The 14648-nt window shown below is 67.9% G+C and carries 10 protein-coding genes; 3 read left to right on the top strand and 7 right to left on the bottom strand.

Translation table 11 applies throughout. The features are described 5' to 3' along the window. Positions 1-30: 30 nt before the first annotated feature. Positions 31-2922, bottom strand: a complete 2892-nt coding sequence (gene uvrA / locus V3W46_RS18525; RefSeq protein WP_331784617.1) for an excinuclease ABC subunit UvrA — start codon at positions 2920-2922, stop codon at positions 31-33. Between the two features lie 177 nt (positions 2923-3099). Next, positions 3100-5169, bottom strand: a complete 2070-nt coding sequence (gene uvrB, locus V3W46_RS18520) for an excinuclease ABC subunit UvrB (RefSeq protein ID WP_331784616.1) — start codon at positions 5167-5169, stop codon at positions 3100-3102. 116 nt (positions 5170-5285) lie between these two features. Here uvrB and V3W46_RS18515 point away from each other — a divergent pair, with 116 nt between their 5' ends. Next, entirely contained in the window at positions 5286-6311 is a 1026-nt protein-coding gene (locus V3W46_RS18515) for an ATP-dependent 6-phosphofructokinase (RefSeq protein WP_331784615.1), read from the top strand. A 90-nt stretch (positions 6312-6401) separates the two neighbouring features. On the opposite strand, the gene coaE is transcribed toward V3W46_RS18515, so the two are convergent. The 5 genes from coaE to V3W46_RS18490 all read right to left on the bottom strand — a co-directional run bounded on the left by coaE (position 6402) and on the right by V3W46_RS18490 (position 11723). Continuing rightward, entirely contained in the window at positions 6402-7016 is a 615-nt protein-coding gene (gene coaE, locus V3W46_RS18510; RefSeq protein WP_331784614.1) for a dephospho-CoA kinase, read from the bottom strand. A gap of 136 nt (positions 7017-7152) precedes the next feature. Beyond that, the gene (gene rpsA, locus V3W46_RS18505) at positions 7153-8607 is read right to left on the bottom strand and encodes a 30S ribosomal protein S1 (protein ID WP_331784613.1); all 1455 of its coding nucleotides are present in this window, start codon (positions 8605-8607) and stop codon (positions 7153-7155) included. A 141-nt stretch (positions 8608-8748) separates the two neighbouring features. Next, positions 8749-9552: a thymidylate synthase gene (locus V3W46_RS18500; protein WP_331784612.1), complete on the bottom strand. Its 804-nt coding sequence runs from the start codon at positions 9550-9552 to the stop codon at positions 8749-8751. 11 nt (positions 9553-9563) lie between these two features. Continuing rightward, the gene (locus V3W46_RS18495) at positions 9564-11330 is read right to left on the bottom strand and encodes a DUF885 domain-containing protein (protein WP_331784611.1); all 1767 of its coding nucleotides are present in this window, start codon (positions 11328-11330) and stop codon (positions 9564-9566) included. Positions 11331-11393: 63 nt separating this feature from the next. Next, positions 11394-11723 (bottom strand): hypothetical protein, encoded by a 330-nt coding sequence (locus V3W46_RS18490; protein WP_331784610.1) that lies wholly within the window; start codon positions 11721-11723, stop codon positions 11394-11396. Positions 11724-11987: 264 nt separating this feature from the next. On the opposite strand from V3W46_RS18490, the gene V3W46_RS18485 reads away from it, so the two are divergent. Both V3W46_RS18485 and V3W46_RS18480 read left to right on the top strand, forming a co-directional pair. Beyond that, on the top strand, positions 11988-12830 hold the full coding sequence (locus V3W46_RS18485; protein ID WP_331784609.1) for a hypothetical protein: 843 nt from the start codon (positions 11988-11990) through the stop codon (positions 12828-12830). Continuing rightward, positions 12830-14605, top strand: a complete 1776-nt coding sequence (locus tag V3W46_RS18480; protein WP_331784608.1) for a DNA polymerase Y family protein — start codon at positions 12830-12832, stop codon at positions 14603-14605. The genes V3W46_RS18485 and V3W46_RS18480 overlap by 1 nt, the downstream gene beginning before the upstream one ends. Positions 14606-14648 lie beyond the last annotated feature (43 nt).

Genomic DNA, 14648 nt, shown 5'->3' with positions numbered 1-14648 from the left:
TGTTCGTCGGCCTGTCGTGGCCGGGATTCGTCATGACGCCTTGCGTCTCGTGCCCTCTTCTGCCTCGAGGATCTCGTTCAGGAAGAAGCCGGTGTGGCTCTTCTTGACCTTCGCCAGCTGTTCCGGTGTTCCCGTTGCAAGGATTTTACCGCCGCCCGAGCCGCCCTCCGGCCCCAGGTCGATGATCCAGTCGGCCGACTTGATCACGTCGAGGTTGTGCTCGATGACGATGACGGTGTTGCCCTTGTCGACCAGGCCGTTCAGAACGAGCAGGAGCTTGCGAACATCCTCGAAGTGCAGACCCGTGGTCGGCTCGTCGAGCACGTACACGCTGCGGCCGTTGGTGCGCCGCTGCAGTTCGGTGGCGAGTTTGACGCGCTGCGCCTCGCCGCCGCTCAGCGTGGTGGCGCTCTGGCCGAGCCGCACGTAGCCGAGGCCCACCTCGACCAGTGTCTTCAGGAAGCGGTGGATGGCCTGGATCGGCTCGAAGAACTCGGCCGCCTCGGCGATCGGCATGTCGAGCACCTCGGCGATGTTCTTGCCCTTGTAGTGCACCGACAGGGTGTCGCGGTTGTAGCGGGCTCCCCCGCAGACCTCGCACGCGACATACACGTCGGGCAGGAAGTTCATCTCGATCTTGATGGTGCCGTCGCCCGAGCACGCCTCACAGCGGCCGCCCTTGACGTTGAAGCTGAACCGGCCAGGCATGTAGCCCCGGGCCTTGGCCTCGAGCGTCTCGGAGAAGAGCGTGCGAATGCGGTCGAACACCCCGGTGTAGGTCGCCGGATTCGACCGGGGGGTGCGGCCGATGGGGTTCTGGTCGACGTGCACGACCTTGTCGAGGTTCTCGAGCCCGGTGACCCGCTTGTGCTTGCCTGGAATCTTGCGGGCCCCGTTGAGCCTGTTCGCCAGCACGCGGTACAGGATGTCGTTCACGAGCGACGACTTGCCCGAGCCGCTGACTCCGGTGACGGCCGTGAAGGTGCCGAGCGGGAACTTCACGGTGACGTTCTTCAGGTTGTTCGCCTCGGCCCCGACGACCGTGATCTCGCGGTTCGGGTCGAGCGGGCGCCGCGACGAGGGGATGTCGATCGACTTGCGGCCCGACAGGTAGTCGCCGGTGAGACTCTCACGGTTGTTCAGCAGGCCCTCGTACGACCCCGAGTGCACGACCTTGCCGCCGTTGACGCCGGCGCCCGGCCCGATGTCGACGACCCAGTCGGCGGTGCGGATGGTGTCTTCGTCGTGCTCGACGACGATCAGCGTGTTGCCGAGGTTCTTCAGCTTCACCAGGGTCTCGATGAGACGCCGGTTGTCACGCTGGTGCAGGCCGATGCTCGGTTCGTCGAGCACGTACAGCACGCCCGTGAGGCCCGAGCCGATCTGGGTGGCGAGCCGGATGCGCTGCGCCTCACCGCCGCTGAGCGACGCCGCCGCGCGCGCCAGGTTGAGGTAGTTGAGGCCGACCTGGATGAGGAAGTCGAGCCGCAGCCGGATCTCACGCAGCACCTGCGCGGCGATGTGCGCCTCGCGGTCGGTGAGCGTCAGTTCGGCCATGAAGTCTTGCGCGTCGGTGAGGCTGATGTCGGTGACGTCGGCGATGCTGTGGCCGTTGACGAGCACCGCGAGCACCTCGGGCTTCAGTCGCTTACCGTTGCACACCGGGCACGGCACCTCGCGCAGGTACTCGGCCCAGCGCGCCCGCTGGTTGTCGCTCTCGGCCTGCAGGTACTGGCGCTCGATGTAGGGAACCACGCCCTCGAAGCCCGAGGTGTAGCTCATCTCGCGGCCGAACCGGTTCTTCCACTTCACCCGCACTTCGAAGTTGTCGCCGCGCAGCACGGCCTCCTGAACGGTGGAGCTGAGCTCGTTCCACGGCGTGCTGAGGCTGAACTTGAGGTCGCGGGCGAGTCCTTCGAGCAGCTTCTCGTAGTAGTTGTAGAGGCCCTTGCCCTGGGTCGTCCACGGAATGATGACGCCCTCTTTGATACTCAGCTCCGAGTCGCCGAGCAGCAGGTCGGCGTCGACCGACATGCGCGTGCCGAGCCCTGAGCACTCGGGGCAGGCGCCGAACGGGGCATTGAACGAGAACGTGCGCGGCTCGATCTCGGTGAGTTGCAGGGGGTGCTGGTTGGGGCAGCTCAGTTTCTCGCTGAAGGTCTGCCAGGCATCCGGACCGTCGGCGTCGACGTAGTTGACCTGAACGATGCCGTCGGTCAGGCGCAGCGCGGTCTCGAGCGAATCGGTGAGGCGGCTCAGAATGTCGGGGCCGGCCACGAGGCGGTCGACGACCACCGAGATGTCGTGCTTGAACTGCTTCTTGAGCTTCGGCGGTTCGCTGAGCTGGATGATGTCGCCGTCGACCACGGCACGCGAGTAGCCGCTCGCCGCGAGCTCTTTGAACAGATCGACGAACTCGCCCTTCTTCTGGGAGATCACTGGGCTCACCACCTGGTACCGGATGCCCGTCTCGAGCTCCATCAGCTGATCGGCGATCTGCTGCACGGTCTGTGCCGAGATCTGTTCGCCGCAGACGGGGCAGTGCGGAACACCGATGCGCGCCCAGAGCAGGCGCATGTAGTCGTAGATCTCGGTGATGGTGCCGACCGTCGACCGTGGGTTGCGGTTGGTCGACTTCTGGTCGATGCTGACCGCCGGGCTCAGGCCCTCGATGAAGTCGACGTCGGGCCGGTCGACCTGCCCGAGAAACTGGCGGGCGTACGCGCTGAGGCTCTCGACGTAACGGCGCTGGCCCTCGGCGAAGATGGTGTCGAACGCCAGGCTCGACTTTCCCGAGCCGCTCAGCCCGGTGAACACCACCAGCGAATCGCGCGGAATGTCGAGATCGACGTCGCGCAGATTGTGTACGCGGGCCCCCCGTACACTTAGTTTTCCGGCAGAATCCACCTTAGTAATCGACACCCTTCAACTCTAAGCGGAGCCACCGACACTCACGCCCACGGCACCGCCCCCCGCCTGCGCTCAGAGCGTATCGCTACACCCTGCCCGCTGGTTGAGTAGGCCACCGGCCGTATCGAAACCACGTGGTTGCAGGTGCGAGTTTCGACACGCAGCTGCGCTGCTACTCAACCGGCGGCGTCAGATGTGGCCGGCCTTCTCCATCTGGCGCAGCTCGTGCTTGAGGTCGCCCAGCTCGTCGCGCAGGCGTGCGGCCAGCTCGAACTTGAGCTCGGCGGCGGCCGTCATCATCTGGTCGTTGAGGTCGGCGATCAGCGTCTCGAGCTCGTTCGCCCCGGCCGCCGCGATGCCCTCGCGGCGCAGGTTGGGCGTGGGGCTGCGCTTGCGCCCGTTGCCGCCGCGCGAGGCGAGCAGCTGCTCGGTGTCGGCGCCCTCGCGGGCCAGCATCTCGGTGATGTCGTTGATCTTCTTGCGCAGCGGCTGCGGGTCGACGCCGCGTTCGAGGTTGTACGCCACCTGCTTCTCGCGGCGCCGCGTGGTCTCCTCGATGGCACGGGCCATCGAATCGGTCATCACGTCGGCGTACATGTGCACCTGGCCCGAGACGTTTCGGGCGGCACGGCCGATGGTCTGGATGAGCGACGTCGACGAGCGCAGGAACCCTTCCTTGTCGGCATCCAGAATCGACACCAGCGACACCTCGGGCAGATCGAGGCCCTCGCGCAGCAGGTTGATGCCCACCAGCACGTCGTACACGCCCGCGCGCAGCTCGGTGAGCAGCTCGACGCGCCGCAGTGTGTCGACGTCGGAGTGCAGGTAGCGCACGCGCACGCCGTGCTCGCCCAGGAAGTCGGTCAGCTCTTCGGCCATCTTCTTCGTGAGCGTGGTGACGAGAACACGCTCGTCTTTCGCCGCGCGCACCCTGATCTCTTCGAGCAGGTCGTCGATCTGGCCCTTCGAGGGCTTCACCACGATCTCGGGGTCGATCAGCCCGGTGGGCCGGATGATCTGCTCGACCACCCCGTCGGCGAGCCCCATCTCGTACTTGCCGGGGGTGGCAGACAGATACACCTTCTGGCCGACCTTGTTGTTGAACTCGTTCCAGCGCAGCGGACGGTTGTCGAGCGCGCTCGGCAGGCGGAAGCCGTGCTCGACCAGCGTGCGCTTGCGCGACGAGTCGCCCTCGTACATGGCGCCGATCTGCGGCACGGTGACGTGCGACTCGTCAATGACGACGAGGAAGTCGTCGGGAAAGTAGTCGATGAGGCAGTGCGGCGCCTCGCCCGGGTTGCGGCCGTCGATGTGCCGCGAGTAGTTCTCGATGCCCGAGGTGAAACCGATCTGCTGCATCATCTCGAGGTCGAAGGTGGTGCGCATGCGCAGCCGTTGGGCTTCGAGCAGTTTGCCCTCGCGTTCGAGCTGGGTGAGTCGCTGGGCCAGCTCCTCCTGGATGGTGCCGATGGCCCGGTGCATCACGTTCGTGTCGGCCACGTAGTGCGAGCCGGGGAACACCGAGATGGCGTCGCGCTTCGTGACGATGTCTCCCGTGAGCGGGTGCAGCGTGTAGAGCGCTTCGATCTCGTCGCCGAACATCTCGATGCGGATCGCGAGTTCTTCGTACATCGGGATGATCTCGATGGTGTCGCCGCGCACGCGGAAGTTGCCGCGTGAGAAGTCGATGTCGTTACGCTGGTACTGCATGGAGATGAACTTGCGGATGAGCCAGTCGCGGTCGACCTTCATGCCCACCTGCAGCGCCATCATGGCGTTCATGTACTGCTCGGGCGTGCCGAGGCCGTAGATGCACGACACGGTCGAGACGACCACCACGTCTCGCCGGCTGAGCAGCGAGTTCGTCGTCGAGTGCCGCAATCGCTCGACCTCCGAGTTGATCGAGCTGTCTTTCTCGATGAAGGTGTCGGTCTGTGGCACGTAGGCCTCGGGCTGGTAGTAGTCGTAGTACGACACGAAGTACTCGACCGCGTTGTTCGGCATCAGCTCGCGGAACTCGTTGGCCAGCTGTGCGGCCAGGGTCTTGTTGTGCGCCAGAACCAGGGTCGGCCGCTGCACGGCCTCGATGAGCCAGGCGGTCGTGGCCGACTTGCCCGTGCCGGTCGCGCCGAGCAGCACCACGTCGGTCTCGCCGGCGTTGATGCGCGCGGTGAGCTCGGCGATGGCCGCCGGCTGGTCGCCGCTGGGCACGTAGTCGCTGACGACTTCGAACGGGCGAACAGAGCGGGTAGGTTCCATGCAATAAGTTTACGTAGGGGCACTGACACTGCTCCCCCTGCGGCCGAACCCGACCCGGCCGCCTCCCCCACCTGATCCCCACCCCACCCGACGCAGAGAGTGACACCGGTAGAGCGATGAGAATTGGCATTCTGACAAGCGGCGGCGACTGCCCCGGCCTCAACGCAGTCATCCGTGGCATCGTGCTCAAAGGAACCGAGATCAACGGCCAGGAGTTCGTCGGTTTCAAGGGCGGCTGGCGCGGGGTCGTGAAGTCTGATCTCATCGAGCTCGGCCGCGCGAACGTGCGCGGCATCTCGAAAGAGGGTGGCACGATTCTGGGCACCTCGCGCACCAACCCGTTCGAGGGCGAGGGTGGCCCCGAACGCATCGCCGAGAACCTCGAACGCGAGGGTATCGATGCCATCATCGCAATCGGCGGCGAGGGCACTCTCGCGGCCGCCAACCGGCTGACGGATGCCGGGCTGAAGATCACCGGTGTGCCGAAGACCATCGACAACGACCTCGACGCGACCGACTACACCTTCGGTTTCGACACGGCCGTGCAGATCGCGACCGACGCGATGGACCGCCTGCGCACCACCGGCGACGCCCACAGCCGCTGCATGGTCGCCGAGGTGATGGGCCGGCACGTGGGCTGGATCGCCCTGCACTCGGGCATGGCCGCCGGCGCCCACGCCATCCTCATCCCCGAGCAGAAGACCACGATGGAACAGGTCGCCGAGTGGGTCGAGGCGGCCAACGCGCGCGGCCGCTCACCGCTCGTCGTGGTCGCCGAGGGCTTCGTGCCCGGCGAGGCCGACGACGCCCACTCCGAACGCGGCCTCGACGCCTTCGGCCGGCCGCGCCTCGGCGGCATCGGCGAGCGTCTCGCGCCCATGATCGAAGAGATGACGGGCATCGAGACCCGGGCGACCACGCTCGGCCACATCCAGCGCGGCGGGGTGCCCAGCGCCTACGACCGCGTGCTCGCCACTCGTCTCGGCATGGCCGCCAGCGACTCCGTGCTCGAAGAGCGTTGGGGCCAGATGGTCGCCCTGCGCGGCACCGACATCGTGCACGTCGGTTTCGAGGAGGCGCTCGGCAAGCTCAAGACCGTGCCCCAGGCCCGCTACGACGAGGCCGCGCTGCTCTTCGGCTAGCCCGCCGGTTGAGTAGCGCGCCGGAGGCACGCGTATCGAAACCGGTACGCGTGCCTGGTGGTTTCGATACGCCGTGCTTTGCGCGGCTACTCAACCGGCGACTGTGGCGAGGTCGACCAGGCGTGCCCAGAGGGCGTCGGTCTGGCCGAGGGTCTCGGCGAGCGTGCCATCCGAGTCGATGACGACGTCGGCGATGGCGAGACGCTCAGCCTCGCTGACCTGTGAGCCGACGCGCTTCTGCGCCTCGCTGCGGGTGAGGTTGCGAAACCGGATGAGCCGCTCGATGCGGGTCTCGTCGGCCGCGTGCACGACCACGATCAGGTTGAAGCGGTGCGGCAGTTTGGCCTCGACCAGCAGCGGCACGTCGTAGACCACGATGGCGTTCGGATCGTGGGCCTCGGCCTGGGCGAGGTAATCGCGGGTCAGCTGAGCGACGGCCGGATGCACGATGGCGTTCAGTTTCTGCAGGCGCTCGGGGTGTCCGAACACGATGGCGCCGAGGGCCGGTCGGTCGAGCGAACCGTCGGGCTGGATCAGCTGTGCACCGAACTCGTCGGAGATCTGCTGCAGGGCATCCGTACCCGGCTCGACGGCTTCGCGGGCCAGCTGATCGGCATCGATGTGCACGGCACCGTGCTCGGCCAGGCGCTTGGCGACGGTGGACTTGCCCGAGGCGATTCCGCCCGTGAGACCGATCAGGTACATCTGAACATCGTATCGAGTCGGATGCCCGGCGCCGCGCATGCCGCAACCGGCCGTCACACGGCGGAACGGCCGCCCTCCCGAGGAGAGACGGCCGTTCGCGGCGGTGCTGACGTGCTGGTCTTGCGGGTGGTGCTGACTAGCTGTTGGAGCTGAGCTTTTCGCGCAGGGCGGCGAGGGTCTCGTCGTCGGCGAGGGTGCCCGAGCCGGTCGACTCGCTCGAGAACGACGAGCCGGCCGAGACGCCGGAGGCGTCGAGCGGGGACTCTTCGTTCGAAGCGGCGACCTGCTTCTTGTGGGCTTCCCAACGGGCCTGGGCTGCAGCGTAGTCCTGCTCCCACTTCTCGCGCTGGCTCTCGAAGCCCTCGCGCCACTCGTTGGTCTCGGGGTCGAAGCCCTCAGGGTACTTGTAGTTGCCCTGCTCGTCGTACTCGGTGAGCATGCCGTAGAGAGCCGGGTCGAACTCGGTGCCCTCGGGGTCGACACCCTCGTTGGCCTGCTTGAGGCTCAGCGAGATGCGGCGACGCTCAAGGTCGATGTCGATGACCTTGACGAACACGTCGTCACCGACCGAGACAACCTGCTCGGCGAGTTCGACGTGCTTGCCCGACAGCTCGGAGATGTGCACGAGGCCCTCGATGCCCTCTGCGACGCGAACGAACGCACCGAAGGGAACAAGCTTGGTGACCTTGCCCGGTGCGACCTGGCCGATGGCGTGGGTGCGGGCGAAGACCTGCCACGGGTCTTCCTGCGTCGCCTTGAGCGACAGGGAGACGCGCTCGCGCTCGAGGTCGACTTCGAGAATCTCGACGGTGACCTCCTGGCCGACCTCGACGACCTCTGAAGCGTGCTCGATGTGCTTCCAGCTGAGCTCGGAGACGTGAACGAGACCGTCGACGCCGCCGAGGTCGACGAACGCGCCGAAGTTGACGATCGACGAGACGACGCCCTTGCGCACCTGACCCTTCTGGAGGTTGTTCAGGAACGTGGTGCGGCTCTCGCTCTGCGTCTGCTCGAGCAGCGCGCGGCGGCTCAGAACGACGTTGTTGCGGTTCTTGTCGAGCTCGAGGATCTTCGCTTCGATCTCCTGGCCGAGGTACGGCGTGAGATCACGAACGCGGCGCAGCTCGATGAGCGACGCCGGTAGGAAGCCACGGAGGCCGATGTCGACGATGAGCCCGCCCTTGACGACCTCGATGACCGAACCGGTGACAATACCGTCGGCGTCTTTGATCTTCTCGACATCGCCCCACGCACGCTCGTACTGCGCGCGCTTCTTCGACAGGATGAGGCGGCCTTCTTTGTCTTCCTTCTGAAGAACGAGGGCCTCGACCAGGTCACCGACCTGTACGACCTCGGTGGGGTCGACGTCGTGCTTGATGGAAAGTTCACGGGAGGGGATGACACCCTCGGTCTTGTAACCGACGTCGAGGAGAACCTCGTCGCGGTCAATCTTTACAACGGTGCCTTCGATGAGGTCTCCGTCGTTGAAGAACTTCAGTGTCTTCTCGACCGCGGCAAGAAAGTCTTCAGCAGACCCGATGTCGTTGACGGCGACCTGCTTGGGTGCCCTGTCGGTCGTTACGATTGTCATGTAGTAGTTGCTCCAGTATGGACATGTATCGGGCCGCGCAGCAGAACACACTCACTTTTTGACAGGTGGGAGATTCTTCACCGCACGGCGGTGGATGATTGAGTTGACGCAATTCGCGCCAATCAATCTTAGCCCCTGCGATCAGCCCGCGGCAACCGCGGCCGGCCGTGCGACCGGAGGGTCACCGGCTCGGTCGAGAATGTCGCGCATCTCGGCCTGCTCGGTGTCGTAGACGTGGGCAGACTTGACGATGAACCGCAACGGGCCGACGGGGCGCTGCAGGGCATCCGCCACCTGGTGCTGGATGATCGCCAGCTCGGTCAGGTTGCCGTAGCCCTTCGCGCCGAAGTCGATGCTGTGTGCGTAGACCACGAGCTCGACGGCGGCCGTCGGCTGCGCAGCTCCCGGTTCGCTCGCGCCGGAGTGGCCGCGCAGCCAGAAGTCGAGCATGCTCACGCACGGGATGTACGTGGTGTCGCTGAGCGGCTCGAACGTGGTGATCGTGGCCGACCTGCTGGCGGGGTCGTGGCGCAGGCGGTCGATGACCCAGGCGACCTGGTCGCGGCCGGTCGCGGCGTAGTCGAAGAAGCGGCTCGCATAACTGCGGGCGCCACCGAGCGCCTCGACGCGCTGGTGGTCGACGAAGTTGGCGCGCATCCAGGCCAGGCGGGCCGGGTCACCGAAACGCGCGATGAGGGCGTCGTCGGGGTCGGGTGCGGCGACGACGAGCGTCGCATGCTCGATCTCGAGGATGGGCAGGCCGTCGTAGTGCTCGGCCCGGCCGTTCTCGAGGATCTCGCGGGCGACGGCGAGCCAGGATTCGCCGATGGTCTGCTCACGCAGAACGATGTCACCGGTGGCGGGAACGGCAGAACCGATGGGGCCGTCGGGAACAGTCGGGCCGTCGGGAACGACGGGGCCGTCGGGGCTGGAGGTGAGCGTCATCAGCTTTCGTTTCAGGAGTCGAGGGCGTGCACGAGGGTGTCGAGGCCGACACCGCCGAGGTCGAGGGCGCGGCGGTGGAAGTCGCGCATAGTGAAAGCGGAACCCTGCTTGGCGCGATAGTCGTCGCGCAGCTGCTCCCAGATGCGCTGGCCGATCTTGTAGGAGGGGGCCTGGCCGGGCCAGCCGAGGTAGCGGTTGACCTCGAAACGCACGAAGCCGTCGTTCATGTTGACGTTGCTGCGCAGGAAGTCGAGGGCGTAGCCGGCATCCCACGTGCCGGTGCCGTCGAGGCGGGGCTTGCCGAGGTGCACGCCGATGTCGAGCACGACGCGGGCGGCGCGCAGGCGCTGGCCGTCGAGCATGCCGAGGCGGTCGGCGGGGTCGTCGAGGTAGCCGAGTTCTTGCATGAGCCGCTCGGCGTAGAGTGCCCAGCCCTCGGCGTGGCCGGAGGTGCCGGCGAGCTGGCGGCGCCAGGTGTTCAGCTTCGACCGGTTGTAGACGGCCTGGCCGATCTGCAGGTGGTGCCCGGGCACGCCTTCGTGGAAGACGGTGGTGAGCTCGCGCCAGGTGTCGAACTCGGTCACGCCCTCGGGCACCGACCACCACATGCGGCCCGGCCGGGAGAAGTCGTCGGTGGGGCCGGTGTAGTAGATGCCGCCCTCGTTCGTCGGCGCGATCAGGCATTCGAGCGTCTTGATCTCGTCGGGGATGTCGAACTGGCTCACCGACAGCTCGGCCACGGCGTGGTCGCTGGTGGCCTGCATCCACTCCTGCAGGGCGGCGGTGCCGTGCAGTTTGCGGGAGGTGTCGGCGTCGAGGTGGGCGATGGCCTCGAGCACCGTGGCGCCGGGGAGGATCTCGCGGGCGATCGCCTCCTGCTCGGCGACCATGCGGGCGAGTTCGTCGACGCCCCACTCGTAGGTCTCGTCGAGGTCGACGGTGGCGCCCAGGAACTTGCGGGATTCGAGGGCATAGATCTCGCGGCCGACGCCGTCGTGCTCGGTGGCGGCGGGCATCAGCTCGGTGGTCAAGAACTCCGCCAGGCGATCGTAGGCCGCGGAGGCGACGGCGGCCCCGTGGTCGAGCCTGCGTACGAGCGAGGAGGGCAGAGCATCCGGAGCGGCCGTCGGCCCGGCGTGACCGAGGGCCGACTCGGGGCGGGCGCCTGGTGTGCCGGCCCGGCGCACCAGGGTAGCGAAGAACCCGTCGTCGCCCACGTTCTTTCGCGCCTGCAGGAGCACCTCGCGCACCTGCCGCCTGGCGGGCGTGATGCCGACGCGGATTCCTTCGCGCAGGGTGTCGATGTAACCGTCGATCGCCATGCCCACGTTCGAGAGGCGGGTGCCGACGACCTCCCAGTCGTCGGCCGTCTCGGTGGGCATCAGGTCGTACACCTCGCGGATCTCCTGCGACGGCGACTCGATGACGTTCAGGTCGCGCAACTGCAGCCGCGCCTCCGAGCTCTCGATGGTGAGTCGCAGTGAGCTGCCCAGGTCGGCGAGGGTGACGGCGTCGACATCGTCGACAGGGGTCTCGCTCTCGAGCGCGCGCAGGGTGCTGCGCACCTCAGACAGGAGTTCGTCGTGGCCGGCCGGCGAATAGTCGCTGTAGCGGTCGTTCGCCTCGTTGTGCCCGATGTAGGTGCCCACGGCCGGTTCGAGGCGCACCAGGGTGTCGACCCAGCGTTCGGCGATGTCGTCGATGGGCGTGGGTGTGCGCGGGGCGGCACCGGCGGGGATGCCTGAGGTGGCTGTTTCGGGGGTGTTCGAGTCGATCATCCGTTCAGCTTATGCCCGCCCCCAGACGCTGTCGGGGGCGAGGGGTGAAGCTGTGGATAACTCTCAGTGCGGGTGCGACGGGGGTTTCGGATGCCCGGGGATCGAGTCTCCGCTGAGGTTCAGTTCGGCGGGGTCGACCTCCACGTCGCCGTCATCGTCGGGGCCGCCGGTGCCCGGCAGAACCAGAACGTCGGACTGGTCGATGTCGCCGTCGATCGCGTCGCTCTGGGAGACGCTGTCGTCTTGCAGTACCTCGGTCTCGTCTTCGCTCGCGGGATCGTATGAGCGGTCGAGGGCGGTGAGGTCGCGGTCGGAGAGGCCCTTCTTCGAATGATGGTTCGCGGAGTCGTGCTCGGCTTTGCGGGTGCGGCGGGCTTCGGATTCGAACGTCATTCTCTGACGCTACGCGATGGGGGGTGCGGGGGCCAGCGGGGTGCGGGTCGGTGCTGCGGGGTTTACTCGGGGGCCGGGCGGGTGTAGCGGCGGTGGGGAGGCGTGGTTGTTGGTGGTGGTTGCGGGGGCAGAGAGGCTCGGTGACAGTGGCGGCGCGTAGTGTGGGAGTGGTCGTACTTGGGGCCCGGTAACGACACGCCGGATGCCTCGTTTCAGGCCCGATCTGCGATTGACATATTCGAACATATGTTCGAATATTGGGGCATGCCAGAGCCCGCTCTTCTTCTCGCCGAAGACGCCCCCGTGCACCCTGCACCGGTGGCCTCTTCAGTGCGCGAACTGCAGGAGCGCATCCGGCAGATGCAGAGCACCACGCTGTCGACGCGCAGCCTGCAGACCTCGCCCGCGCTGGCCCCGCTGCTGCCGGGAGGCGCGCTGAAGGCAGGGGCGGCGTACTCGGTCGAGGGCTCGCAGGCGCTGGTGATGGCGATGATGGCCGGCCCCTCGGCTGCTGGGGCGTGGTGCGGGGTCGTCGGGTTGCCCGACTTCGGGGCCGAGGCGGCGGCGCGGTCGGGCATCTCGCTCGACCGGCTAGTGCTGGTGCCGCATCCAGGCGACCAGTGGCTCGCCGTGGCGTCGGCGATCGCCGACGTGGCGACGGTGGTGGTCACGGCGACTCCCCCGCGGCTGAGCGACTCCGTGGCGGCGCGGTTCATGGCACGCATCCGGCAGCGCGAGGCCACGCTGATCGTGCTCGGCCGGTGGGCCACGAGCGACGCGACGCTGCGAATCGTCGAAAGCACATGGGGCGGCATCGGGCAGGGGCACGGACACCTGGCCAGCCGGCAGGTGCTGGTGAGCTCGGCGGGTAAGGGATTCATGGGCCAGAAGCGCCAGGCCCGGCTGTGGCTGCCCGACGCGTCGGAGCAGGTGCGGGCCGTGGGGTTCGGGGCGGATGCGGGCGTGGGTGCGGGTGGCTTCGGCGGTGCTGGCGGCGGCGCAGGTGCCGGTGGCGCAGGCGGCCGTGGCGCGGGCGCGGGCGGCGGCGGTACTCGCACCCCGGATGAGTGGGCCGCGGCGTTCGACGACGAGAGGCTGGCAGGGTGATGGGGGCAGGTGATCGCACGCTGGTGGTCTGGATTCCAGACTGGCCCGTGCGCGCCCACGCCCTGGTCGAAGAGATCGCGGCCGACTCCCCCATCGCGCTGGTCGACCGGGGGGTGGTGTTCGCCTGCTCCGCGGCCGCCCGGGCCGAGGGGGTGCGCCGGGGGCTGCGCATCCGCGAGGCGCAGGCGAAGTGTCCTGAACTGCTGGCGATCGACTACGACCCCGCGCTCGACCACCGCAGCTTCGAGCCGGTGATCTCGGCGATCGAAGAGATCATGCCCGGGGTGCAGGTGCTGCGCCCCGGCACGTGCGCGCTGCGCTCACGCGGACCCGCGCGGTACTACGGCGGTGAGCAGCAGACGGCCCAGGTGCTGCTGAACACCCTGGCCTCGCTGCCAGAGCTGGCCCTGACGGGCGGTGGTGGTGCTTCGGTCGGCGTCGGCGATGCGTCGGGCGGTGGTGCTTCCGCTGGAGGCCGTGCAACGTCGGGCGGCGGCGGCGGTAGTGCGTCGGGCGGCCGCGGCGGTGGTGCTGCCTGGGCCGCCATCAGCGCCGACGTGCTCGACGCCCACATCGCCATAGCCGACGGGCGGTTCGCCGCCGAACAGGCCTCGCGGATGCCCGGCGGCCCGATCATCCGTATCATCCCGCCGGGCGGCTCACCCGGCTTTCTCGCCCCGCACCCCATCGAGACGATCGGCGATCCGCCGCTGGCCACACTGCTGCGCCGGCTCGGGCTGACCACGCTCGGCGACTTCGCCGGCCTCGACTTTCGCGACGTGCGGGCGCGATTCGGCGAGACGGGCGTGCACGCCCACACCCTCGCGAGCGGTGCGGACGTGCGGCGGGTGACCCCGCGCCTGCCGCCCCGGCTGCGTGACGTGGAGCTGTCGTTCGAGCCGCCGCTCGAGGTGGTCGACCAGATCACGTTCGCCTTTCGAACGACCGCCGAGAGGTTGGTCGACGAACTCGCCCAGGCACTGCTGGTCTGCACGGGCATCCGGGTCGAGTTGCACACCGATCGCGGCAAGGTGCACGAACGCAGCTGGGGGCATCCGCGCTGGTTCAGTGCGGCTGATGTGCTCGACCGCATCCGCTGGCAGGTGCAGGGGCGAACCGGTGCGGGCAACGGTGCGCTCGGATCGGCCATCGCACGGGTGCGGGTGCTGCCCGAAGAACTCGACTCCATCGGCAACTACGAGGCCGGGCTCTGGGGCAGCACGCCCGACGACCGGGTACACCACGGGCTGTCGCGCGTGCAGAGCCTGCTCGGGCACGAGGGGGTGGTGACGGCGAGTATCGGCGGCGGGCGCGGTGTCGCCGAGCGGCAGGTTCTGGTGCCGTGGGGCGACCCCGTTGCGGCCGCACCGAAGGTGGCTCCGCCGTGGCCGGGTGCGATTCCGCTGCCGGCGCCCTCGACGGTGTTCGAACGCCCCCAGGCGGTGGTCGTGCGCGGTGCCGACGGCGGGGCGGTCGAGGTGAGCGAGCGCGGGGTGCTGTCGGGCATCCCGAGCCTGTTCGCGCCGACGATGGAAGCTGCCGGCGATACAGACGCGCGTGGTGCGAGGAGCGCCGCGATCGGGATGATTGCGGGCGGCAGGCTGGAGCTGGGCGCGGTGCAGGCGTGGGCTGGGCCGTGGGCCGTGCAGGAGCGGTGGTGGGATTCGGAGAAGGCCCGGTCGTTCCACCGTTTTCAGGTGGTCGACGAGTCGGGAACGGCCTGGCTGCTGGCGCTGCACGGCCGCGAGTGGTGGGCGGAGGCGCGCTATGACTGAGCAGCTGACCTCCTGTGCGGCGGCGCGGTGCGCTGTGCGGCCG

Source organism: Subtercola sp. YIM 133946 (genome assembly GCF_036553535.1).
Taxonomy (GTDB): Bacteria; Actinomycetota; Actinomycetes; order Actinomycetales; family Microbacteriaceae; genus Subtercola.
This window is presented reverse-complemented; position numbering and strand designations above follow the sequence as displayed.

Coding starts and splice junctions, on each gene's coding strand:
- uvrB (WP_331784616.1), bottom strand. CDS start 5,169: ATGGAACCTACCCGCTCTGTTCGCCCGTTCGAAGTCGTCAGCGACTAC.
- V3W46_RS18515 (WP_331784615.1), top strand. CDS start 5,286: ATGAGAATTGGCATTCTGACAAGCGGCGGCGACTGCCCCGGCCTCAAC.
- coaE (WP_331784614.1), bottom strand. CDS start 7,016: ATGTACCTGATCGGTCTCACGGGCGGAATCGCCTCGGGCAAGTCCACC.
- rpsA (WP_331784613.1), bottom strand. CDS start 8,607: ATGACAATCGTAACGACCGACAGGGCACCCAAGCAGGTCGCCGTCAAC.
- V3W46_RS18500 (WP_331784612.1), bottom strand. CDS start 9,552: ATGACGCTCACCTCCAGCCCCGACGGCCCCGTCGTTCCCGACGGCCCG.
- V3W46_RS18495 (WP_331784611.1), bottom strand. CDS start 11,330: ATGATCGACTCGAACACCCCCGAAACAGCCACCTCAGGCATCCCCGCC.
- V3W46_RS18490 (WP_331784610.1), bottom strand. CDS start 11,723: ATGACGTTCGAATCCGAAGCCCGCCGCACCCGCAAAGCCGAGCACGAC.
- V3W46_RS18485 (WP_331784609.1), top strand. CDS start 11,988: ATGCCAGAGCCCGCTCTTCTTCTCGCCGAAGACGCCCCCGTGCACCCT.
- V3W46_RS18480 (WP_331784608.1), top strand. CDS start 12,830: ATGGGGGCAGGTGATCGCACGCTGGTGGTCTGGATTCCAGACTGGCCC.